Source organism: Aurantimonas sp. 22II-16-19i, assembly GCF_002088275.1.
GTDB lineage: Bacteria > Pseudomonadota > Alphaproteobacteria > Rhizobiales > Rhizobiaceae > Jiella.
This window is the reverse complement of the sequence record NZ_AQQS01000005.1, coordinates 67,409-88,811: the sequence shown is the minus strand read 5'-3', so window position 1 is coordinate 88,811 and position 21,403 is coordinate 67,409. Positions and strand designations below refer to the sequence as shown.

Sequence of the window (21,403 nt, the reverse complement as noted above, 5' to 3'; positions counted from 1 at the left end):
CCAATTCTGTCGCGGCAGCCACGGATCCGCGGCAGGCATCGGTCGGCAAACGAAGATTCGGGGTCCGCCCCACCGCTACGATCAACATTCACCAAGATATCACAATGCTTTGAACTTACAACACATCCTCGTATTTTCAACATGTTGGTCGCGCATCGATTTCTCACTGTTCGTGACGATCGTCTTCTCGGCGCTACCAGATCCGGCCGAGCAGAAACCCGACCTGTTTCGAACTGGCGACTCGCCGCAGCCTGCGGATGGCGCCGATTGAGCGGCATCGGATCCCGACATGCCAGCTATGGTTTCGGCTCGAGATCGGCTGCGGGCCGAAACCTGCGTGCGAAGGGCCTTGCCGAGTCCCCATGGCGAGCGGTCGTCCTTCTGCATCAACGGCCGACACGCTGCGGCGCCGCGCTCGCCCGTTGAGCGGAAAGGGCTTGGTGGGTGGGTGGCGGGGATGCTAACAGCCGGGCCAGACAGGTCCCAGTGGATGGATGGACGATGCCCACCGAGCCCCAGATCACCCCCGAACTCGTGGCCGCGCACGGCCTCACGCCCGACGAGTACGAGCGCGTGCTGGCGCTGATCGGGCGCGAGCCGACGCTGACGGAGCTCGGCATCTTCTCGGCCATGTGGAACGAGCACTGTTCCTACAAGTCGTCGAAGCGATGGCTGCGGACGCTGCCGACCAAGGGCGAGCGCGTCATCCAGGGCCCGGGCGAGAACGCCGGCGTCGTCGACATCGGCGACGGGCTCTGCGTCGTCTTCAAGATGGAGAGCCACAACCACCCCTCCTACATCGAGCCCTATCAGGGCGCGGCCACCGGTGTGGGCGGCATCCTGCGCGACGTCTTCACCATGGGCGCGCGGCCGATCGCGGCGATGAACGCCCTGCGCTTCGGCGCGCCTGATCATCCGAAGACGCGCCATCTCGTGGCCGGCGTCGTCGCCGGCGTCGGCGGCTACGGCAATTCCTTCGGCGTTCCCACCGTCGGCGGCGAGGTGAACTTCCACCGGCGCTACAACGGCAACTGCCTCGTCAACGCCTTTGCCGCCGGCCTCGCCCGCACCGACGCCATCTTCTACTCCGAGGCCAAGGGCGTCGGGCTGCCGGTGGTCTATCTCGGCGCCAAGACCGGCCGCGACGGTGTCGGCGGCGCCACCATGGCGTCGGCCGAATTCGACGAGAGCATCGAGGAGAAGCGCCCGACCGTGCAGGTCGGCGATCCGTTCACCGAGAAATGCCTGCTGGAGGCCTGCCTAGAGCTGATGGCCACCGGCGCGGTCATCGCCATCCAGGACATGGGCGCGGCGGGGCTGACCTGCTCGGCCGTCGAGATGGGCGCCAAGGGCGATCTGGGCATCGAGCTCGATCTGAACGCCGTGCCGGTGCGCGAGGCGGAGATGACCCCCTACGAGATGATGCTGTCGGAAAGCCAGGAGCGCATGCTCATGGTGCTCAACCCCGAGAAGCGCGACGAGGCCGAGGCGATCTTCGTCAAATGGGGCCTCGACTTCGCGATCGTCGGCCGCACCACCGACGACAAGCGGTTCCGTATCCTGTTCGAAGGCCGCGAGGTCGCCAACCTGCCGATCAAGGAACTCGGCGACGAGGCGCCGGAATACGATCGCCCGTGGATCGAGCCGAAGCCCGCCCGCACCATCCATGCCGGGGAACTCGCCGAGCCGCGCGATTGCGGCGCGGCGCTTTTGTCGCTTCTCGGCTCGCCCGATCTCTGCTCCCGCCGCTGGGTGTTCGAGCAGTACGACACGATGATCCAGGGCAATTCCCTACAGCGGCCGGGCGGTGACGCCGGCGTCGTCCGCGTCGATGGCCATGCGACGAAGGCCCTCGCCTTCTCCTCCGACGTCACGCCCCGCTATTGCGAGGCCGACCCGTTCCAGGGCGGCGCCCAGGCCGTCGCCGAATGCTGGCGCAACCTGACCGCCGTCGGCGCCGAGCCGCTGGCCGCTACCGACAACCTCAATTTCGGCAACCCGGAAAAGCCCGAGCTGATGGGCCAGTTCGTCAAGGCGGTGGAGGGCATCGGCGCCGCCTGCACCGCGCTCGGCTTTCCGATCGTCTCGGGCAACGTCTCGCTCTACAACGAGACCCACGGCCAGGCGATCCTGCCCACCCCGACCATCGGCGGCCTCGGGCTGATCGAGGACCGCCGGTACACCGCCCGGGTCGATTCGCTGAAGACGGGCGACGTCCTCTACCTCGTCGGCCGCGACGGCAGCCATCTCGGCGCATCGGCCTATCTCGCGGTGATCGACGATCGTGAGGAGGGCGCGCCGCCACCGGTCGATCTGGCGGCGGAGAAGCGCCACGGCGACTTCGTGCGCGGCTGCATCCGCGCGGGCCAGGTCCGCACCTGCCACGACCTGTCCGATGGCGGATTGGCCGTCGCGCTCGCCGAGATCTGCATGGCATCGCGCCTCGGCGCGACGATCGAGGCCGGCGACGGGCCGGCCCACGCGGTTCTCTTCGGCGAGGATCAGGCCCGCTACGTCGTTGCCCTGAGCGCCGCCGAGACGGACCGATTCGAGGCGGCCGCCAAGGATGCCGGCGTGCCCTTCCGCCGCCTCGGCACGGCCGGCGGCGACCGGCTGACGATCACCGGCCGCCTCGACCTGACCGTGCGGGCGATGACGGTCGCCCATGAAAGCTGGCTCCCCAGCTACATGTCCGGAACCGTCGTCGAGCCGTCGGCGGCCGCGTGATGGAGATGGCCGGCGCAAGCACGTTGCGGCCGGCCGGTGCCGTCACTATCATCGGGACTGGACCGACCGTCAGCGCCGGAGATGCGAAATGCCGATGAATGCCCACGACATCGAGAAGATGATCAAGGAAGAGATTCCCGACGCCATCGTCTCGATCCGCGACCTCGCCGGCGACGGCGACCACTACGCCGCCGAGATCGTCTCCGAGAGCTTTCGCGGCAAGTCGCGGGTGCAGCAGCACCAGATGGTCTACAAGGCCCTGCGTGGCAACATGGGCGGCGAACTGCACGCGCTTGCGCTGCAGACCAGCGCACCTAAGTAGGCAGGATGACAGGCGAAGCGACCATCGCCGGAGCGGATCGATCGCCCGAGACGCCGGGCCGCAGGCCTCTGCCCGGCAGGTGATTGGTCTGACCGGAAAGCGGATGCCGCGGACGCGACTTGGTGATGGGCGGATCCCGGCTTGCCCGCCCGCCGGGCCCGAAAGGCCCTTTGCAACGAGGCGAGCGCCTCGAGAAGACCATGACGGAAGGGCCGGACCAACCGGCGTCCAGAGCCCCTGAAGGAGTTTTGACATGAGCGGCATCAACGAGTGGATCGCCAACGAGGTGAAGTCGAACGACGTCGTCCTCTTCATGAAGGGCACACCGTCCTTCCCCCAGTGCGGGTTCTCGGGACAGGTCGTCCAGATCCTCGACTACCTCGGGGTCGACTACAAGGGCGTCAACGTCCTGACCTCCGACGACCTGCGCCAGGGCATCAAGGAATATTCCGAGTGGCCGACGATCCCGCAGCTCTACGTCAAGGGCGAATTCGTCGGCGGCTGCGACATCCTGCGCGAGATGTTCCAGGCCGGCGAGCTGAAGGGCCTGTTCGAGGCGAACGGCGTCAAGACCGGCGAGCCGGCCGCCGCCAACGGCTGAGACCTGGCGGCCCCGCCGGGCCGGTCTTGCGATGTTTGGGAGGCTGGTTGCGGCGACGCGGCCAGCCTTTTCGGCATTTGCGGCCATCGACCCGGCGCTGATCGCCGCCCGCGGTGCGCGGCCCCGACAGCACCGCCGATCCGTTGGACGCAGTGTCTGACAGCCATGCGCTTGCGAGGGATGACCTTGCCGCTCCGCTCTGCTATTTGCTAATCCAACTTATCGTTCGGTTCCCTCTGGAATCTCCGTTCAGGATGCCCTGACACCGTCAACGCCGCCCCGCAACGTCGTGACCGACGACTGCGCAGCGGCGTGTCGGACGCCCAATTGCCGAGGATCGCATGGCCTTGCCTGCACAGCAGACGAATACGCACGGGTTGCCCTATCGGGAGCTCGTGATGATGGTGGCGTGCCTGATGGCGATGAATGCCGCCGCGATCGACATCTTCATCCCCGCCCTGCAGGACATCGGGACGGCGCTGCAGGTGAGCGATGCGAACCAGCGGCAGTTCGTGATCACCGCCTATCTCCTCGGCTTCGGCGGTGGACAGATCGTCTACGGCCCGCTCAGCGACCGCTATGGCCGGCGCCGCGTGCTGCTCTTCGGCATCGCGGTCTATGTGATCGCCGCCGGCATCGCCACCTTCTCCACGAGCTTCGCGATGCTGCTGACGATGCGGGCGATCCAGGGCATGGGCGCCGCGGCCACCCGCGTCATCGCGATCTCGGTCGTGCGCGACTGCTTCGGCGGCCGGCGCATGGCCAGCGTCATGTCGCTGGTGATGATGGTGTTCATGGCGATCCCGGTGCTGGCGCCGAACATCGGCCAGGGCATCATGCTGTTCGGTTCGTGGCGGGAGATCTTCGTCATCGTCGCGCTGTTCGGCGCCGGCGTCGGCATCTGGGCGGCGCTGCGGCTTCCCGAGACCCTCGCCCCGGAAAACCGCCGCGAGCTGACGACCAAGCGGGTCGGCGAGGCGTTCCGCATCGTCCTGACCAACCGCATCGCCTTCGGCTACACGATCGCCACCGCGATGATCTTCGGCGTCCTGTTCGGCTTCATCAACCAGGCCGAGCAGATCTATACCGAAGCCTACGGCCTCGGCCCCTACTTCACCCTCGCCTTCTCGGCGACGGCGATCTTCATGGCGATCTCGTCCTTCATGAACTCCCGCCTCGTCGAGACCTTCGGCATGCGCCGGCTGTCGCATGGGGCGCTCATCGGCTTCATGGCGCTCGCGGCGTTGCATCTTGGCGTCGCCTGGTTCTATGGCGGCCAGGCGCCGCTGCTGTTCTTCATCCCGGTGATGACGCTGAACTTCTGCCTGTTCGGCTTCATCGGCACGAACTTCAACGCCCTCGCCATGGACCCGCTGGGCCATGTCGCCGGCACGGCCTCGGCGGTGCTCGGCTTCATGCAGACCGTCGGCGGCGGCATCTTCGGCGCGATCATCGGCTATTACTACGACGGCACGCTGATCCCGCTGCTGCTCGGCTTCATCGTCCTGTCGATGCTGTCGACGCTGTGCGTCTTCCTCGCGGAAGGCCGGCTCTTCGACGCGAAATACGACGACGTCACGGGTCCCGAGCGGGCCAGGACCGGCGCTGCGGAATAGACGAGATCCGCCCGCGGCGCTTCAGCCGCAGGCGATCACCCGCGCGAAGTCATGTCGTCCGGCCCGGGAGCAGGGCCGGCACCTCATGCCCCGTGGAACAACTGGTCGCGCACCGCCTGCCAGCTTTCTGCGCTCGCCGCAGCGATCAGCGTCCCTTCGCGGTCGCGCGGCGTATAGGCCGAACCGTCCGCCTTGCCCACTTGGCCGCCCGCTTCGGTGGTGATCAGCGCCCCGGCCAGATGATCCCAGGGCATCAGCTTGGAATAGGCGCAGAACTGCGCGCCGCCGGAGGCGAGCAGCCGGTATTCATGGCCGGCGCAGCGATAGTTGCCGATGATCTTGACCCGGCCGAGCCGCGGCAGGACGGCGGTCTTCAATGCCTCGGGGAAGTAGCTGGTGCTGAGGCAGCCGACCGACTGGTCGAGCGAAACGTATCCGGCCGTCGCGAGCGTCACCTCCTCGCCGGTGGCGAGACGGCGGCGAGCCCCGGCCCCCTTCTCCGCCAGCATGCAGTCGTCGCCGAGCGGGTCGTAGATCAGGCCCGCGACGGTCTCGCCCCTCGAGACGATCGCCGCCATCACCGCAAAGAGCGGTACGCCGGCGGCGAAGTTCGCCGTGCCGTCCACCGGGTCGACGACGATGGCGAAGTCGGCGTCGTTCAGCTTGTCCAGGAGGGCGGGGTCGGCCGCGACCGATTCCTCGCCGACGAACAGCGCGTCCGGCAGCAGGCTGCGGCATTCGCGGGCGATGAAGCGCTCGGCCGCCTCGTCGGCCTCCGTCACCAGATCGGTGGCCGAGGTCTTTTCGCGGATGTCGGCCTCGGAAAGGTTGCGGAAGCGCGGCATGATTTCCGCCCTCGCCGCCTCGCGCAGGAGATCGGCAAGGCGGGCGACATCGATGGCTGGGGTCACGCGTCAGATCCTTCGGGATGATGATGGGCTGGTTGCTCGGGCGACACCCCGGCCGAGGCATCGTCCGCGGACCGGATCGCGAGGCCGGCGAAGTCGAATGCCGCCGGGTCGACGAGATGGCCGGGCCGGACATTGGCGAGCGCCCGCATCATCACCGCCTTGCGGCCCGGATAGCGGCTCTCGATGTCGTCGAGCATCTGCTTGGTCAGGTTGCGCTGCAGCCCGTCCTGGCTGCCGCAGAGGTCGCAGGGGATGATCGGGAAGCGCATGGCGGCGGCGAAGCGTTCGAGGTCGCTCTCGGCCGACTGGATCAGCGGGCGGAGGACGAAGAGGTCGCCCTCGTCGTTGAGCAGCTTGGCCGGCATCGCCGACAGCCGCCCGCCATGCAGGAGGTTCATGAAGAAGGTCTCGAGGCAGTCGTCGCGGTGATGGCCGAGGACCAGCGCCTCGCAGCCCTCCTCGCGCGCGATCCGGTAGAGATGGCCGCGCCTGAGCCTGGAGCAGAGCGAGCAATAGGTGGCGTTGTCCGGCAGCTTGTCGGTGACGATCGAATAGGTGTCGCGATACTCGATCCGGTTGGCGATCCCGTTCGCGGCGAGCCATTCCGGCAGGACGTGGCGGGGAAAGTTCGGCTGGCCCTGGTCGAGATTGCAGGCGAGGAGATCGACCGGCAGGAGGCCGCGCCATTTCAGGTCGTGGAGGAGCGCCAGGAGGGCGTAGGAGTCCTTGCCGCCGGAGATCGCCACCAGCCAGCGGGCACCCGGCCGCACCATGGCGAAGCGCTCCATCGTCTCGCGCATCTCGCGCAGGAGACGCTTGCGCAGCTTCTTGAATCCGACCGTCGAGGGAACGTCGCGAAACAGCGGATGGGCCCCCTCGCCCGCCTCGCCGAATTCCCCCATGCCGTCCATGGCCTGATCCGCCGGCCCGTCGCCGGGAACCGCCCTTGCCTCTTGCTCGTCGAGCATCGATCACCTCGCCACACTGCGAGGCCGGTTTAGAGGGTCAGGCGATGAAACGGAAGGGCGGCCAAGCATATCCGGTCAGCAGGGACGTCGGCGGGCACTGGCCACGCGTGTCGAACCGATGGCGCCGAAAATGATGACCATCGATCGACCAAGGCCCATGATCGCGTCGGCTGTCCCGCAACGCGGAGGCGTCCGGCCCGTGCCGACCGAGAATCATTTTTTGAAGATGCGGGGAAAGACTTGCTGGTCGGAGCGAGAGGATTCGAACCTCCGACCCCCTGGACCCCATCCAGGTGCGCTACCAGGCTGCGCTACGCTCCGACGAGAGACTGCCTACCCAAAGGGGACGGCCGACGCAAGATGTTTCGCACGATGCGGTGTCCGTCGCCTGCTTCGGCGACGGGAATCCACCCGGACGATGGTTCAGCTCGCCTCGCCGGTCGCCCGCATCAGCGGCGAGCCGATGCGCTCGATGTCCCAGCGCGGCACCCAGGCGGCGGTGATGTCGACGACGCGGCGCATGTCGAAGATGTAGCGGCGCTCGACCAGCGGCTCCACCGAGGCGAAGTCGAAGCTCCGGAACTCGCCCCATTCGGTGGCGACGAGGACCGCGCTGGCGCCCTCGCAGGCCGCCGCGATGCTCTCGCACTGGCGATAGCAGCGGTGGTCGACAGAAAGTTTCGCCACCGGATCGAAACTGCGGACCTCCGCCCCCTCTTCCAGGAGCGCATGGACGATGTCGACGGCCGGGCTGTCGCGGACGTCGTCGGTGTTGGCCTTGAAGGCAAGGCCGAGAACGGCGACTCGCTTGCCGGCCAGCTTGTCGCCCATCGCCGATTCAATTCGCTTCAGGATGTGGAACCGCCGCGAATCGTTGATGCGGATGACCGTCTCGACGATCTGCTGCTGGACCCCGTGGCGCCGGCCGATGGTCGCGAGCGCCAGCGTGTCCTTGGGAAAGCACGAGCCGCCATAGCCGGGGCCGGCCTTCAGGAACTGCGGACCGATACGGCTGTCGAGGCCGATGCCGCGCGCGACCTGATCGATGTCGCCGCCGACGGTCTCGACCAGGTCGGAGATCTCGTTGATGAAGGTGACCTTGGTCGCGAGAAAGGCATTGGCGGCGTATTTGATCGTCTCGCTGGTCGAGGTGTCGCTGACGATCATCGGCACGCCGCGGTCCTCGAAGGCGGCATAGCTCTGGCGCACCTTGTCGCGGGCCGCCTCGCTGTTGCCGCCGATGACGATCCGCTCGGGATTGAAGAAGTCGTTGAGCGCGGTTCCCTCGCGCAGGAATTCCGGATTGGAGACGATTTCCAGATGCTTGCCGGCAAAGTCGCGGTCGAGCCGTGCCTGCAGCCGGGCGCAGGTGCCGATCGGCACCGTCGACTTCACGGCGATCACCGCCTCTGGCCGGGCAATCGCGGCGATGCCGGACACCGCCGCGTCGAGATAGTCGAGCCTGGCGTTGCCGGTCCGCTCGCTGGTCGGCGTCCCGACCGCGACGAAGAACAGGTCGCAGTCGCCGGCAGCGGCGATCTCGGTGGTGAAGGTCACCCTGCCCCGGGCGATGACCTCCCGCAGCGCCTCTTCCAGCCCTTCCTCGAAGATCGGCGGAATGCCCTTCTCGAGCATCGCGATCTTGCGGGCGTCGAGATCGACGCATGTGACCTTCAGCCCGAAGCTCGCGAGCCCGACCGCCTGGATCAGGCCGACATAGCCGACCCCGACCACACAGATATTCGCTGATTGCACGGTGATGCTTCCTGTTTTTCGACCTGCCTGCGGCGATACGCCCGTGGCCGTGGCAGTCAAGCCGAGTCTGCGCCGGTCCTGACGATGAACGGCCGAAGCGACCTTCCTGCAACTTTTCCTGCAGTGGCTCCTATCTCACCGACGAGGGTGAGCGTCAGGCGAAATGCTTCGACAGCTTCAGACCCTGGGCCTGGTAGTTGGAGGAAAGCGCCGCCCCGTAGAGACGATCGGGCACCGCCGCCATACGCTCATAGACGAGCCGGCCGACGATCTGGCCGTCCTCGAGGATGAATGGCACGTCGTGGCTGCGCACTTCCAGAACCGCCCGGCTGCCCGCGCCGCCGGCGGCCGAATGGCCGAAGCCCGGATCGAAGAAACCAGCGTAATGCACCCGGAACTCGCCGACCAGCGGGTCGAAGGGCGTCATCTCGGCGGCGTGGTCCGGCGGCACGTGGACCGCCTCCTTGGAGACGAGGATGTAGAATTCGTCCGGATCGAGGACCAGTTCGCCGGCACCGCGCCGGGTGATCGGCTCCCAGTATTCGGCGAGCGGATAGGCTGCCCGCCTGTCGACGTCGACGAGGCCGGTATGGCGCTTGCCGCGATAGCCGACGAGGCTGCCGGGGACGCCGGAGAGATCGATCGACAGCGCGATGCCCGCGCCCGAGATGTTGGCGTTCTCGCCGGAGGTCAGCCGGACCCGCTCGTGCAGCGCCGTCAGCTCCGATAGCGAGAGCGTCGGCTCGCCGCAGCGGAAGCGGATCTGCGACAGGCGCGAGCCCTCGCGCACCAGGATCGGAAAGGTGCGCGGCGAGATCTCCAGATAGAGCGGCCCGTGATAGCCCGCCGGCACCTTGTCGAATTCCTGGGCGTTGTCGGCGAGGACACGGGTGAAGATGTCGAGCCGGCCGGTGGAGGATTTCGGATTGGCCGTCGCCCTGACGTGGTCCGGCAGGGCGAGCCGCTCGAGCAGCGGCACGACGTAGACGCAGCCGGTCTCCAGCACGGCGCCGCCGGACAGGCTGAATTCGTGGAGGGCGAAGCGCTCCAGCTTGGCCTCGACCGAATGGCCGCCGCCCGGCAGGAAGCTCGCCCGCACCCTGTAGGCGACGGGGCCGAGCCGCAGGTCGAGCGAGGCCGGCTGGATCTGGTCGCCGTCACGCTCGCGCGGCGCGATCAGCGCACCCGCCTCGAACAGCGCCGCGATCTCCCGATCCGGCAGGATCCCCTGCAACATGCCGCCGCTCACCGTCGGTCCGTCCTCTCGTCGTTTCCGGGCCGCCCAGCGGCATCCCGATTTTTCACCGATTGACGCCTAACCGCATCGCAGCTATTTGCAAAGCCATGGTGGTGATTTGGCCGGCCGGCTTGCAGCCACGTAAAACAACTCGCTAAAGGGCCGATCCGAAGACGAGGACGTTCTTTCGAACCGGCATTGCGAGATCGCAAGAGCCGGTTTTTTGCTGTTCGGAGACAAAGCATGCTGAAGCGCGATGACGAGAAGAAGCCCCTGAAGCCCGCCACCCTGATGGTCCATGGCGGCACGACGCGCTCGAACTTCGGGGAAACCTCGGAGGCGCTGTTCCTGACGCAGGGCTTCGTCTACGCCACGGCGGAAGCTGCCGAAGCCCGCTTCAAGGGCGAGGAGCCCGGCTTCATCTATTCGCGCTACGCCAATCCGACCACCCGCATGTTCGAGGAGCGGATGATGGCGCTGGAAGGCGCCGAGGACGCTCGCGGCACCGCCTCCGGCATGGCCGCCGTCGCCTCCGCCATCCAGTGCCAGGTGAAGGCCGGCGATCACATCGTCGCCGCGAGAGCCCTGTTCGGCTCCTGCCGCTACGTGGTCGAGACGGTGATGGCGCGCTGCGGCGTCTCCTGCACCCTCGTCGACGGCCGCGACCTCGACCAGTGGCAGAGGGCGGTGCAGCCGAACACCAAGGTCTTCTTCATGGAGACGCCGACCAACCCGACGCTGGAGGTGATCGACATCGCCGCCGTCGCCGAGATCGCCCATGCGGCCGGGGCGACGCTGGTCGTCGACAACGTCTTCGCGACGCCGATCCACCAGAAGCCGCTGACGCTGGGGGCCGACGTCGTGGTCTATTCCGCGACCAAGCACATCGACGGCCAGGGCCGCTGCCTTGGCGGCGTCGTCCTGTCGTCGAAGCAGTGGATCGACGAGAACCTCCACGACTTCTACCGCCACACCGGCCCGGCGCTGTCGCCGTTCAACGCCTGGACCCTCCTGAAGGGCCTCGAGACCCTGCCCCTGCGCGTCGCCCACCAGACCGCCGCCGCCGCGACCATCGCCGACCGCCTCGCCGAACAGCCGAAGATCGCCCGCGTCCTCTATCCCGGCCGCGAGGACCATCCCGATCATGCGATCGCCAGGCGCCAGATGGCGGCCGGCTCGACCCTCATCGCCTTCAACGTCACCGGCGGCAAGCCAGCGGCCTTCCGCTTCCTCAACGCGTTGGAGATCATCCTGATCTCCAACAATCTCGGCGACGCCAAGAGCCTCGTCACCCATCCCGCGACGACCACCCACAAGAACCTGACGACGGAAGCGCGGGCGGAACTCGGCATCGACGACGGCCTGGTGCGCCTGTCGATCGGGCTCGAAGACGTCGAAGACCTGTGGGACGACATCGCGGGCGCCCTCCGCGCGGCGTGAGCCGCCGCGGCGATCCCGCACCAGAAGACGGGATCGTCGTGCCAAAGGTTCGGGAACACGGCGATACGCCGCGACACCCCGTTATTCCGGCGCATCCGCCTGCGGGGTCCCGATAGGCCCTGAAGGCGCCGTGACAGGCGCCGGCGTTCTGGAAGATGAAGTCTCGTCGCAGGCGACACTGCGCCCAGGCGACAGCGTTGCCCCGCCCATGGCCGTGGCGCGACCGCCTGGAGCGACGGTTCAGTCGGCCGCGGCCGCGTCTTTGGCCGGCGCCGGCAACCTGGCGCGCAGGGTCTCGCACGGGTCGTCGATGCTGAGGCGCGGGGTAAAGATCGTGAAGTCGTAGGGAGCCGGCGCCTCGGCGGTCAGGCCGTAATCGGCGACCGCACCATCCTCACCCTCGACTTCCATCATCCGCACAGAGACCGTGGCGGCGTCCGGGTCCTTGCGCTCCAGGAGCGCGGGCACGCCGCGATCGTTGCGCACATGGCCGTAGCCGGCGATCAGGACGGCGGTGTCGCCGTCCTTGGCCGCGTCCTGCATGGCAGCGGCGAGCGCCCCGTCGCGGGCGCGCTGGGCGTCCACCATCGGCGCGATCGAGCCTTCCGGCATCAGGCCGCAATGGGAAGTGCGGACTTCGTCCGTGAGGTCGGCGACCATCGCCAGATCGGCATCGATATCGAGCGAGAGGCGCGCGCGCTCCTCGGGCGACAGGCTCGAAACGCCATTGGCCACGATCGAACTGACGACGCTGCGGTCGAGATTGCCAGCCTCGACGGCGAGACCATGATGTCTGGCCGTCTCGAACAGGGGGCGATACATCGAGAAGTCCGGCCAGCCGCGCTCGGACCATTCCAGCCGATTGGCGAGACCTTCGAGATCGATGGACGCGCCCCGCTCCGTTCCGAAGGCGGACACGACACTGTCCAGGCGCTGGGGAATCATCTCGAACACCAATGACAGATCGGCAGAAGTGTCGGCGAGATTGGCGACGATGTCGCTCTGCAGCCGGTGATGGTCCGGATTGTCGTGCTTCTCGCCGAGAAGGACGTAGCGGGCCGATCTCGCCGCGCCGATCAGCGCCGCGGCGTCCGATGGATTGCCGTCGCTCTGGAAGATCCCGCCGACCAGCGGATTGTCTGCGAAGAAACGGGACTGCCACTCCGGCTGCTCGGCGTCGAAGAGACGCTTCGACAGCGGGGTCGTCTCGAAGGCGGGAGCGGTCTCGTCGGAACTCGCGGCGACGGCCGATGCGGCGGCGTCACCGGCTGCGGCGACCTTGGTCAGGAAGGCTGCGGCACCGGTTTCACTCCGGCTGGCGGAACCGGCCGGGGCAAGGGCCGTTTGACCGGCGATCCGCGCCGCCGCCGGAGCAGCGGCATCCGCGGCGACCGCCTCGGCGATCTGCCTGTCCACCGTCATCGCGTCCTGGAACGGCTCGACGGTCGAGACCGTCACCTCGGCGAAATCCTGATCGCCCTTGCGACGATAGCCGAGCGACACGCGGTCGCCCGTAACCTTCGCCGCGACCACGCCTTCGCCGGCCTCGGCCAGCGCCGGTGCGGCCGAGCTGGACGCGTCGCCGGCCGGCAGGTTCTGCGCGACCCCGTAGCCGATCCCCCCAAGGACGGCTGCAAGCGACGGAACGATCCAATGACGGCTTTTCAAGTCGAACGACCCCCAACTCTCGACTGCCGCATGCGGTCCCATTCCCCTAGCGACCGCAGCTTTCGAGAGCACTACGAATTGCGCCACCTTGTGGCAAAACTATTGCAGATTCCCCTCTGCGCGGAAATATATCCCCACTGATGCGCCCGTCGAGGCCTTGACGCGGAGGCATTGGCAGCTTTCGGCGCGGGGCGAGCGATTCGCCTCGTCACCGCTGGGCCAGAAGATCCCGCGCCACGATCAACCGCATGATCTCGTTGGTGCCCTCGAGGATCTGGTGGACGCGCAGGTCGCGGACGATCTTCTCGATGCCGTAGTCGGCGAGATAGCCGTAGCCGCCGTGCAGCTGCAGGGCCATGTTGGCGACCTCGAAGCTCGCATCGGTGACGAAGCGCTTGGCCATGGCGCAGAACCTCGTGGCATCCGGTGCCTTCTGGTCGAGCTTCCAGGCGGCCTGACGCAGGAAGACCCGCGCCGCCTGGAGCTCGGTCTCCATGTCGGCGAGGCGAAACTGCAGCGCCTGGAACTCGGTCAGCGACTTTCCGAAGGCCTTGCGGTCGCGCATGTAGACGATCGTCTTGTCGAGGGCGGCCTGGGCGGCACCGAGGGCGCAGGCGGCGATGTTCAGCCGGCCGCCGTCGAGGCCCATCATCGCATAGGCAAAGCCCCTGCCCGCCTCGCCGAGCAGAGAGCCGGCGGGAACCCGGCAATCCTCGAGGCGCACCTCGGCGGTCGGCTGGGCGATCCACCCCATCTTCCGCTCCTGCGCCCCGAAGGACAGGCCCGGCGTGCCGTTTTCCACGAGGAAGGCCGAGACGCCCCTGGCGCCGGCTTCGCCGGTGCGCGCCATGACGAGATAGAGGTCGGAGAACCCGGCGCCGGAGATGAAGCTCTTGGTACCGTTGAGGACGTAGCCGTCGCCATCCGCCTTCGCGCTCGTGCGCAGCGCCGCCGCGTCGGAACCCGAGCCCGGCTCGGTCAGGCAATAGCTGCCGATCGCCTGCATGCTGCAGAGCTTCGGCAGCCATTCGGCCCTCAGCTCCTCGCTGCCGAAGCTGTCGACCATCCAGCCGACCATGTTGTGGATCGACAGGAAGGCCGAGACCGACGGGTCGCCATAGGACAGCGCCTCGAAGATCAGCGCCGCGTCGAGGCGGGAGAGCCCGGAACCGTAGTCGTCGCGCACATAGATCGCCGCCATGCCGAGGCCGGCCAGCTCTTCGAGCACGTCGCGCGGCAGGCGTTTCTCCGCCTCCCAGGCATCGGCGAAAGGCGCCATCTTCTCGGTGGCGAAATCCCGCGCCATCGTGAAGATCTGCTGTTGCTCGTCCGAGAGTGCAAAGTCCATCGCGGCATTCCTCCCATGTTCGTTCAAGTCGCCGGGCGGAGCCCCGGCCGGCGGGCCGACCTCGGCGGGCCGGCCCGGTCGCTGCGGCTTGCGTCGCTTCCTGGCGCAAGCAAGCAAGATAGGCCCTGCGCACTTCGTGCCGAGGGGAGCGATCGAGCGTGACTGAGATCCACCCGACCGGCCGGCGCCCGGATCAGTGCTGGTCCGGCGCCTCGCCGATTGTCTGCTCGGCGCGCTTCAGGCCATGTTCGACCAGCCGGTCGATCACCTCGGCATAGGGCACGCCGCTCGCCGCCATCACCTTGGCGTACATGCTGATGTCGGTGAAGCCGGGGATGGTGTTCAGCTCGTTGACCAGCGGCTGCAGGTCTTCGGTCAGGAAGAAGTCGACCCTCGCCATGGCGTCGCAACCGAGGGCGCGGAAGGCGTCCGCCGCCAGGTCCCTCAGCTTGGCCTCGACCTCCGGCGGCAGCTCGGCGGGGACGATCAGCGCCGCGCCGTCGGTATCGACGTATTTGGCGTCGTAGCTGTAGAAGCCATGGACACCGGCGGGGACGATCTCGCCCGCCCGCGAGACGAACAGGCTGCCGTCCGGCGCCTCCAGCACGGCGAACTCGATCTCGCGGCCGGCGACGAATTCCTCGGCGAGGAGCTTGGCGTCGTGGCGGAAGCCTTCTTCCAGCGCGCCGGAAAATTCCTCGGCGGCCTTCACCTTGCGCACACCGACCGAGGATCCCTGCCGCGCCGGCTTGAGGAAGATCGGCAGGCCGAGCTCGGCTTCCAGTGCCGCGAAGTCCGGCACCGCGCCGGCCCGGATCGTCACGGACCGTGCCACCGGGATCCCGGCATCGCGCAACAGCCGCTTGGCGATGTCCTTGTCGAGGGCGGTCGCAGAGCCGAGAATGCCACATCCGGCGAGCGGCACCATCGCAACCTCGCAGAGGCCCTGGACCGCGCCGTCCTCGCCGGGCAGACCGTGCAGCACCGGAAAGACCACGTCGATCGCCGGCAGTGGCGCCATGCCGCCGTCCGCGGCAATGCCGACCGCCCGTCCCCGGCCGCCCGGTACGAGGCAGAGCTGCGTCCCCGCTTCCGGGATCGCCAGCACGCCGGTCTCGAAGCTGGCCAGCAGCCAGCGTCCATCGCGCGTCACGAACACCGGGAGCGGCTCGTATCGGGCGGGATCGAGCGCCGCCATCACATTCGTCGCCGAGCGGACGGAGACCTCGTGCTCGGCCGAGCGCCCCCCGAAGAGTACGAGGATTCGCAGGCGGCGTGCGGTGGAAGTCATGGCATGCTCCGGCCGGATCGTTTCGGATTCGCGCCCCGCCCGTCGGCAGGCGAAGAGAGGTTTACCGGCTTGCGCGCAAAAGCGCGACCGTGCTCACGGCCGTTCAATGTCGCTATTGCCTCTCCCCCGGCCCTCGCGCGGCATCGGCGGCGCCGGGACCTGCGGCAGCGGCTCGGGTTCGGCGAGATGCGGATGGCTGCGATAGACGCGATAGGACACGATCGCGAGGAGACCGAGGAGCGGAATGACGATCTGCGTCGCCAGCACCGGCTCGCCGATCAGCGCGCAGATGGCGCCGCCGAGAAGGCCCGAACCCATCTGGATGAAGCCCATCATCGCCGCCGCCGCACCCGCCATGTGCGGGAACGGCGCCAGCGAGGCCGTGGTCATGGCCGGCATCACCAGGGCGATCCCGACGGCGTAGAACGCCACCGGCCCCATGATCGAGACGTAGCTGACCGGCAGGAGCTGGATCGACACGGCCATGGCCGCGGCGCCGATGCCGATCAGGCCGAGGCCGATCGGAACCAGCCGGTAGGCGCCGAAGCGCGCCATCAGGAAGCGTGCCGCGATGGAGCCGCAGAGATAGCTTCCCGACTGGGCGAGCATGCCGACGCCGTACTCGGTCGGCGTCAGGCCGGCGACGTCGATGAGGACGAAGGGCAGCACCGTCGCCAGCGTGTAGAGGGCGCCGACCGAGCCGGCGACGGTCAGGCTGGTGGCGAGGAAGTGCCGGTTCGTCGCAAGCTCCCGGTAGGCGGAAAGGATCGCCTTCGGCCGGATCCGCGAGGGATCGGGCACGATGGTCTCGCGCATCAGGCCGATGGTCACACCGATCAGCGCGAGGCCGAATCCCGCCATCATGAGGAACAGCGAATGCCACCCGGCGAAGTCCAGCATCAGGCCGCCGATGGTGGGCGAGACCGCCGGCCCGATCGCCAGGATGATCCCGATCGTGTTCATGATCCGCGACGAGGTCTCGCCGGTGAACTGGTCGCGAACGATGGCGCGCGCGGTGGCGACGCCGACCGACGCGCCGATTCCCTGCAGGAGCCGCGCCCAGACGACGACCTCGATGGTCGGCGCGAACACCGCCAGCATCGAGCCTGCGAGATAGATGACCATGAAGGCGATCGCCGTGATCCGGCGGCCATAGGCGTCGGAGAGCGGGCCGCAGATCAACTGGGTAAAGGCGAAGCCGGCGAAGTAGACCGCCAGCGACAGCTTCACCAGAGCCTCCGACGTGTCGAAGGCGGCGACCAGCGTCGGCATCGCCGGGGTGTAGAGCGCCAGGGAGATCGGGCCGATGGCGACGAGGCAGCCGCCGATCAGGCTGATACGCCCCTCCGACATGGGGCGTCCGGTCGAAGGGGAGGAAGTCAAAAGGGCATCCGTGACGCGAGGTGGCGCTGGTTACCCTTTCTTATTGACATCTCCCGTCGCCGCAAGGTGCGACGGGACATCGTCTCCAACTCGTCGCCAGGGACAGAGCCAGAGCCAGAGCGAGGGCCGATTGGCGTCTCGGTCGATCACGCGGTCCGATAGAGGGTTTCGCTCGAGCGTCCCTTGCCGACCGCGGGGATTATCGGGTCCTCGCCGACGATCTGGGGATCGGTGGTGAGGTTCAGCCGGATCCGGGTCAGCAGCTGTTGGACGACGTCCCGCTCCTCCTCGCTGAAGCCGGTGACGAGACGGTCATACATGGCGGTCGCCAGGGGCCGGATCTCCTCGAAGACGGCCGTCGCCGCCGCGGTCGTCGTCACGACCTTCGCGCGGCGATCGTTCTTGTCGACCCTGCGCTCCACGAGATCGCGGCTCTCGAGCCGGTCGAGATAGGCGGACATCGTCATCGGCTCGACGCCCATCCGCTCGGCGAGGACCGCCTGCCGCGATCCCTCGAAACGCCAAACATAGAGCAACGCGCGGATTTCCCCGGGCGTCAGAGACAATCCCGCCTCAACAACGGCCCGTTCGAATTCCTGACGGAACAGACGGGCGACGTCCACGAGAAGGAAACCGAGGGAGTTGCTGGAAATGAGTTCGGGCATCTGTTGACCTTCAGTCGTTTGGCTTGAACTGTCGCGCTGTGACTGGTGACCATTCCCGCCGGCTGCATACTGGCTGACCATACACATGGCCATTCTGAATGCATCGATCCCATAGTGACGAAGTAGCCCAGTGCGTCGTTATGACACATCATATCCAAAGGATATCAAAGTTGATCTAGATAGGTAGCTTTATCGCGCAACTATCTGTCCTCTCGATGCCCCTATTAACCCTTGCATACCGCCAATAGAAAAGCAGCCACCCCATTTGAGGGTAGTGGCTGCTTCACGTGATTCGCCTGCTCTTGCAACGGCTGGTCGGCGGACTAGAGCGGGCTGAGATCAGCTACGATCGACATCCCGCTCTACCCTCTTCTTGCCGCATGATCTTTCCCGAAAACCGGTTCCCACTTTTCGGGATCATGCTCTAGCTGCGGCGCGCAGCCTTCTTCTCGATGCGGCGGCGATGCAGGACGGGCTCGGTGTAGCCGGAGGGCTGCTGGCGCCCCTCGAACACCAGATCGCAGGCCGCCTTGAAGGCGATCGAGCCGTCGAAGTTGCCGGCCATCGTCTCGTAGTTCGGGTCACCGGCGTTCTGCGCGTCGACCTTTGCCGCCATCTCCTTCATCGCCTCCATCACCTCGTCCTTCGAGACGACGCCGTGATGCAGCCAGTTGGCGAGATGCTGGGAGGAGATCCGGCAGGTGGCGCGGTCCTCCATCAGGCCGACGTCGTTGATGTCCGGCACGGTGGAGCAGCCGATGCCCTGGTCGATCCAGCGCACGACATAGCCGAGGATCCCTTGCGCGTTGTTGCGGATCTCGGCCTTGATCTGCTCCTCCGGCCAGTTGGCGCGGTTGGCCAGCGGGATGGTCAGGATGTCGGCGAGCAGCGCCCGCCGGCCGCGCGCCGCGATCGATTCCTGCCAGGCGAGCACATCGACCCGGTGGTAGTGGGTGGCGTGCAGCGTCGCCGCCGTCGGGCTCGGCACCCAGGCGCAATTGGCTCCGGCCTGCGGGTGGCCGACCTTCTGGGCGAGCATGTCGTGCATCTTGGCCGGCGCCGCCCACATCCCCTTGCCGATCTGTGCCTTGCCGCGGAACCCGCAGGAAAGGCCGACGTCGACGTTCCAGTCCTCATAGGCGGCGATCCAGGTCCGGTCCTTCATGACGGTCTTGCGGACCATCGGGCCGGCTTCCATGGAGGTGTGGATCTCGTCGCCGGTGCGATCGAGGAAGCCGGTGTTGATGAAGAAGACCCGGTGCTTCGCCGCGCGGATGCACTCCTTGAGGTTCACCGTGGTGCGGCGCTCCTCGTCCATGATGCCCATCTTCAGCGTGTCGCGGTCGAGACCCAGCGCATCCTCGACGCGGGCGAAGATCTCGCTCGAGAAGGCGACCTCCTCCGGCCCGTGCATCTTCGGCTTGACGATGTAGACCGAGCGGGCCCGCGAGTTGCGGATGCCGCCGGCCTTCTTCAGGTCGTGGATCGCGATCATCGCAGTGATCATCGCGTCCATGATGCCCTCGGGGGCCTCCGAGCCGTCCTGAAGCAGGATGGCCGAATTGGTCATCAGGTGGCCGACATTGCGGATGAGCAGGAGCGAGCGGCCCGGCACGGTGAAGGTGGTGCCGCCGGGGCTCTGGTAGTCGCGGTCCGGATTGAGCCGCCGGGTGACCGTTTCGCGGCCCTTCTGGAAGCTCTCGGAGAGGTCGCCCCGCATCAGGCCGAGCCAGTTGCGGTAGACGGCGGTCTTGTCCTCGGCGTCGACGGCGGCGATCGAATCCTCGCAGTCGCAGATCGTCGAGACGGCCGATTCGATCAGGACGTCGGCGACCTTGGCCCGGTCGTTCTTGCCGATGCGGTGGCTGGCGTCGACGGACACCTCGACATGCAGGCCGTTGTGCTTGAACAGCACCGCGGACGGCGCCGCCGCCTCGCCGCGATATCCGGCGAACGCCAGCGGGTTCTTCAGCCGCGCCTTCTTGCCGTCGCCATAGCTGGCGAGCAGCGTTCCGCCATCGACCGAATAGGCCTCGACGTCGATATGGGAGATCCGGTCGAGCGGCGCGACGCCGTCGAGGAAGCCCTTTGCCCAGGACACGACGCGGGCGCCGCGGGCCCGGTCGTAGCCGGACCCCTCGGGCGCGTCGCCCATCGCATCGGTGCCGTAGAGCGCGTCGTAGAGCGAGCCCCAGCGGGCATTCGCGGCGTTCAGCGTGTAGCGCGCGTTCATCAGCGGCACGACGAGCTGCGGGCCCGGAACCAGTGCGATCTCCGGATCGACGTTCTCGGTCTCGATGCGGAAGTCCGGCCCCTCGGGAACGATGTAGCCGATCTCGCGCAGGAAGGCCTGGTATTCCTTCATGTCGATCGTCTTGCCGCGGCGCTGCAGATGCCAGTCGTCGATCGCCGTCTGCAGGCGCTCGCGTTCGGCGAGCAGCGAGCGGTTGCGGGGCGCCATCGAGTTGAGGATGTCCGAGAAGGCCGACCAAAACGCTTCCGGCTCGATACCTGTACCCGGCAGGGCCTCCTCGTCGATGAAGCGCTTCAGCTCGTCCGCGACCTTCAGGCCGTCAACCTCGATCATGTCTGGCATGCCATTCCTCCAACGATCCAATTCGTCCGGAAATCGGCCATAGGGGCAGCGAAGTCAATCGCCGGCGGGGGAACCGTCAGTTGCCGGGAGAGTCGGAGGCGGGGCCGGGACATCCCGGCTAGACCTTGGCCTTTTTCAGGATCTCGTTGATCCGCGACTGCCAACCCTTTCCTGTTGCCTTGAACTTGGCAACGACATCGGGATCGAGGCGCAGAGAGATCTGCTGGCGCGGCTTTTCGACGGGCGTTCGCCCTTCGCCACGCTGAATGCTCGCCTGAAGTTCGGGAAGAGCCTCGGCAAAAGGCTCGGCATTCGCGACATCTTCGGCGGTCCATTCCGGATTGTCGGACACCTCGTCCCAGTCCGCTTCGGTGTAGCCGTTGGCGGCGGCATGCTTCGGATCGAAGACCTTCGTGGTCGTGCCTGTCATGGAACCTCCTTGTGCATCGCCATCCGGGTCTCTTTCTGCGAGGCGGGCCGGATGCTGATCACTGAAAGGGCTTCGGAGCCGAGGGGACGGAACACCACTGCGACGAACCGTTCATTTTCCAGCCGCCCGAGAGCCAGCAGGCGCCCTTCTCGTCCTGGCCGGACGATGGCACCTTCGAAGAAGGCAATGGTCAGCGCAACGAAATCCAGCCCGTGCTTTGCGAGATTGCTCCGGCGCTTCGTTTCGTCCCAGGTTATCCTCATATAATTCTCGTATCACGGCGTTGAAGCCATCACGAAAGCATAACGTTCGGCGCCCGCTCGATCGTCTTTCCCCTGGTGATCGTCGCGATCCATCAGGCGGCAAGATGCCGACTTCCAACCCACTCGCTCGTGACGCCCGGCCCTTGCGCCGGTGCCGGGCCTGTGGCGAAGTTCCCGCCTGC

Annotated in this window: 17 protein-coding genes, 1 tRNA gene and 1 riboswitch; of the genes, 5 read left to right on the top strand and 13 right to left on the bottom strand. The window is 67.1% G+C overall.

The features are described from left to right. The first annotated feature begins 501 nt into the window (after positions 1 to 501). From purL to ATO4_RS06600, 4 genes are all read left to right on the top strand, one after another. Positions 502 to 2,727, top strand: a complete 2,226-nt coding sequence (gene purL / locus ATO4_RS06615) for a phosphoribosylformylglycinamidine synthase subunit PurL (protein ID WP_083590642.1) — start codon at positions 502 to 504, stop codon at positions 2,725 to 2,727. Positions 2,728 to 2,815: 88 nt separating this feature from the next. Beyond that, positions 2,816 to 3,049, top strand: a complete 234-nt coding sequence (locus ATO4_RS06610) for a BolA family transcriptional regulator (RefSeq protein WP_083590641.1) — start codon at positions 2,816 to 2,818, stop codon at positions 3,047 to 3,049. Positions 3,050 to 3,302: 253 nt separating this feature from the next. Further along, positions 3,303 to 3,650: a Grx4 family monothiol glutaredoxin gene (gene grxD, locus ATO4_RS06605; RefSeq protein ID WP_083590640.1), complete on the top strand. Its 348-nt coding sequence runs from the start codon at positions 3,303 to 3,305 to the stop codon at positions 3,648 to 3,650. A gap of 341 nt (positions 3,651 to 3,991) precedes the next feature. Then, positions 3,992 to 5,266: a multidrug effflux MFS transporter gene (locus ATO4_RS06600; protein WP_083590639.1), complete on the top strand. Its 1,275-nt coding sequence runs from the start codon at positions 3,992 to 3,994 to the stop codon at positions 5,264 to 5,266. A gap of 83 nt (positions 5,267 to 5,349) precedes the next feature. Here the strand turns inward: ATO4_RS06600 and ATO4_RS06595 are convergent, their stop codons facing one another. The 5 genes from ATO4_RS06595 to ATO4_RS06575 form a co-directional block, all read right to left on the bottom strand. Next, positions 5,350 to 6,177 carry an inositol monophosphatase family protein gene (locus ATO4_RS06595; protein ID WP_083590638.1) on the bottom strand — a complete coding sequence of 276 codons (828 nt, stop codon included), beginning with the start codon at positions 6,175 to 6,177 and terminating at the stop codon, positions 5,350 to 5,352. Beyond that, complete coding sequence (gene ttcA, locus ATO4_RS06590) at positions 6,174 to 7,088, bottom strand: tRNA 2-thiocytidine(32) synthetase TtcA (RefSeq protein ID WP_083590716.1); 915 nt, start codon at positions 7,086 to 7,088, stop codon at positions 6,174 to 6,176. The genes ATO4_RS06595 and ttcA overlap by 4 nt, the downstream gene beginning before the upstream one ends. A 301-nt stretch (positions 7,089 to 7,389) precedes the next feature. Continuing rightward, positions 7,390 to 7,466, bottom strand: a tRNA-Pro gene (locus tag ATO4_RS06585). Positions 7,467 to 7,568: 102 nt separating this feature from the next. Then, positions 7,569 to 8,900: a UDP-glucose/GDP-mannose dehydrogenase family protein gene (locus ATO4_RS06580; RefSeq protein WP_176222882.1), complete on the bottom strand. Its 1,332-nt coding sequence runs from the start codon at positions 8,898 to 8,900 to the stop codon at positions 7,569 to 7,571. Positions 8,901 to 9,054: 154 nt separating this feature from the next. Continuing rightward, on the bottom strand, positions 9,055 to 10,137 hold the full coding sequence (locus ATO4_RS06575) for a 2'-deoxycytidine 5'-triphosphate deaminase (RefSeq protein WP_083590636.1): 1,083 nt from the start codon (positions 10,135 to 10,137) through the stop codon (positions 9,055 to 9,057). Between the two features lie 100 nt (positions 10,138 to 10,237). Beyond that, positions 10,238 to 10,315: riboswitch (SAM riboswitch) on the top strand. Between the two features lie 65 nt (positions 10,316 to 10,380). Here ATO4_RS06575 and ATO4_RS06570 point away from each other — a divergent pair. Continuing rightward, positions 10,381 to 11,577 (top strand): O-succinylhomoserine sulfhydrylase, encoded by a 1,197-nt coding sequence (locus ATO4_RS06570; protein ID WP_083590635.1) that lies wholly within the window; start codon positions 10,381 to 10,383, stop codon positions 11,575 to 11,577. A 240-nt stretch (positions 11,578 to 11,817) separates the two neighbouring features. On the opposite strand, the gene ATO4_RS06565 is transcribed toward ATO4_RS06570, so the two are convergent. From ATO4_RS06565 to ATO4_RS06530, 8 genes are all read right to left on the bottom strand, one after another. Beyond that, complete coding sequence (locus tag ATO4_RS06565; RefSeq protein WP_083590634.1) at positions 11,818 to 13,245, bottom strand: ChaN family lipoprotein; 1,428 nt, start codon at positions 13,243 to 13,245, stop codon at positions 11,818 to 11,820. Positions 13,246 to 13,453: 208 nt separating this feature from the next. Then, positions 13,454 to 14,593, bottom strand: a complete 1,140-nt coding sequence (locus ATO4_RS06560) for an acyl-CoA dehydrogenase family protein (protein WP_083590633.1) — start codon at positions 14,591 to 14,593, stop codon at positions 13,454 to 13,456. 193 nt (positions 14,594 to 14,786) lie between these two features. After that, entirely contained in the window at positions 14,787 to 15,884 is a 1,098-nt protein-coding gene (locus ATO4_RS06555) for a D-alanine--D-alanine ligase family protein (protein WP_083590632.1), read from the bottom strand. A 93-nt stretch (positions 15,885 to 15,977) separates the two neighbouring features. Then, positions 15,978 to 17,237: a multidrug effflux MFS transporter gene (locus ATO4_RS06550; protein ID WP_083590631.1), complete on the bottom strand. Its 1,260-nt coding sequence runs from the start codon at positions 17,235 to 17,237 to the stop codon at positions 15,978 to 15,980. Between the two features lie 176 nt (positions 17,238 to 17,413). Beyond that, on the bottom strand, positions 17,414 to 18,013 hold the full coding sequence (locus tag ATO4_RS06545; RefSeq protein ID WP_245308603.1) for a MarR family winged helix-turn-helix transcriptional regulator: 600 nt from the start codon (positions 18,011 to 18,013) through the stop codon (positions 17,414 to 17,416). 343 nt (positions 18,014 to 18,356) lie between these two features. Next, a complete protein-coding gene (locus ATO4_RS06540; RefSeq protein ID WP_083590629.1) occupies positions 18,357 to 20,528 on the bottom strand; it encodes a malate synthase G in 2,172 nt (723 codons plus the stop codon). A gap of 118 nt (positions 20,529 to 20,646) precedes the next feature. After that, entirely contained in the window at positions 20,647 to 20,958 is a 312-nt protein-coding gene (locus ATO4_RS06535) for a BrnA antitoxin family protein (protein ID WP_083590628.1), read from the bottom strand. After that, positions 20,955 to 21,221 (bottom strand): BrnT family toxin, encoded by a 267-nt coding sequence (locus ATO4_RS06530; protein WP_083590627.1) that lies wholly within the window; start codon positions 21,219 to 21,221, stop codon positions 20,955 to 20,957. The genes ATO4_RS06535 and ATO4_RS06530 overlap by 4 nt, the downstream gene beginning before the upstream one ends. Positions 21,222 to 21,403 lie beyond the last annotated feature (182 nt).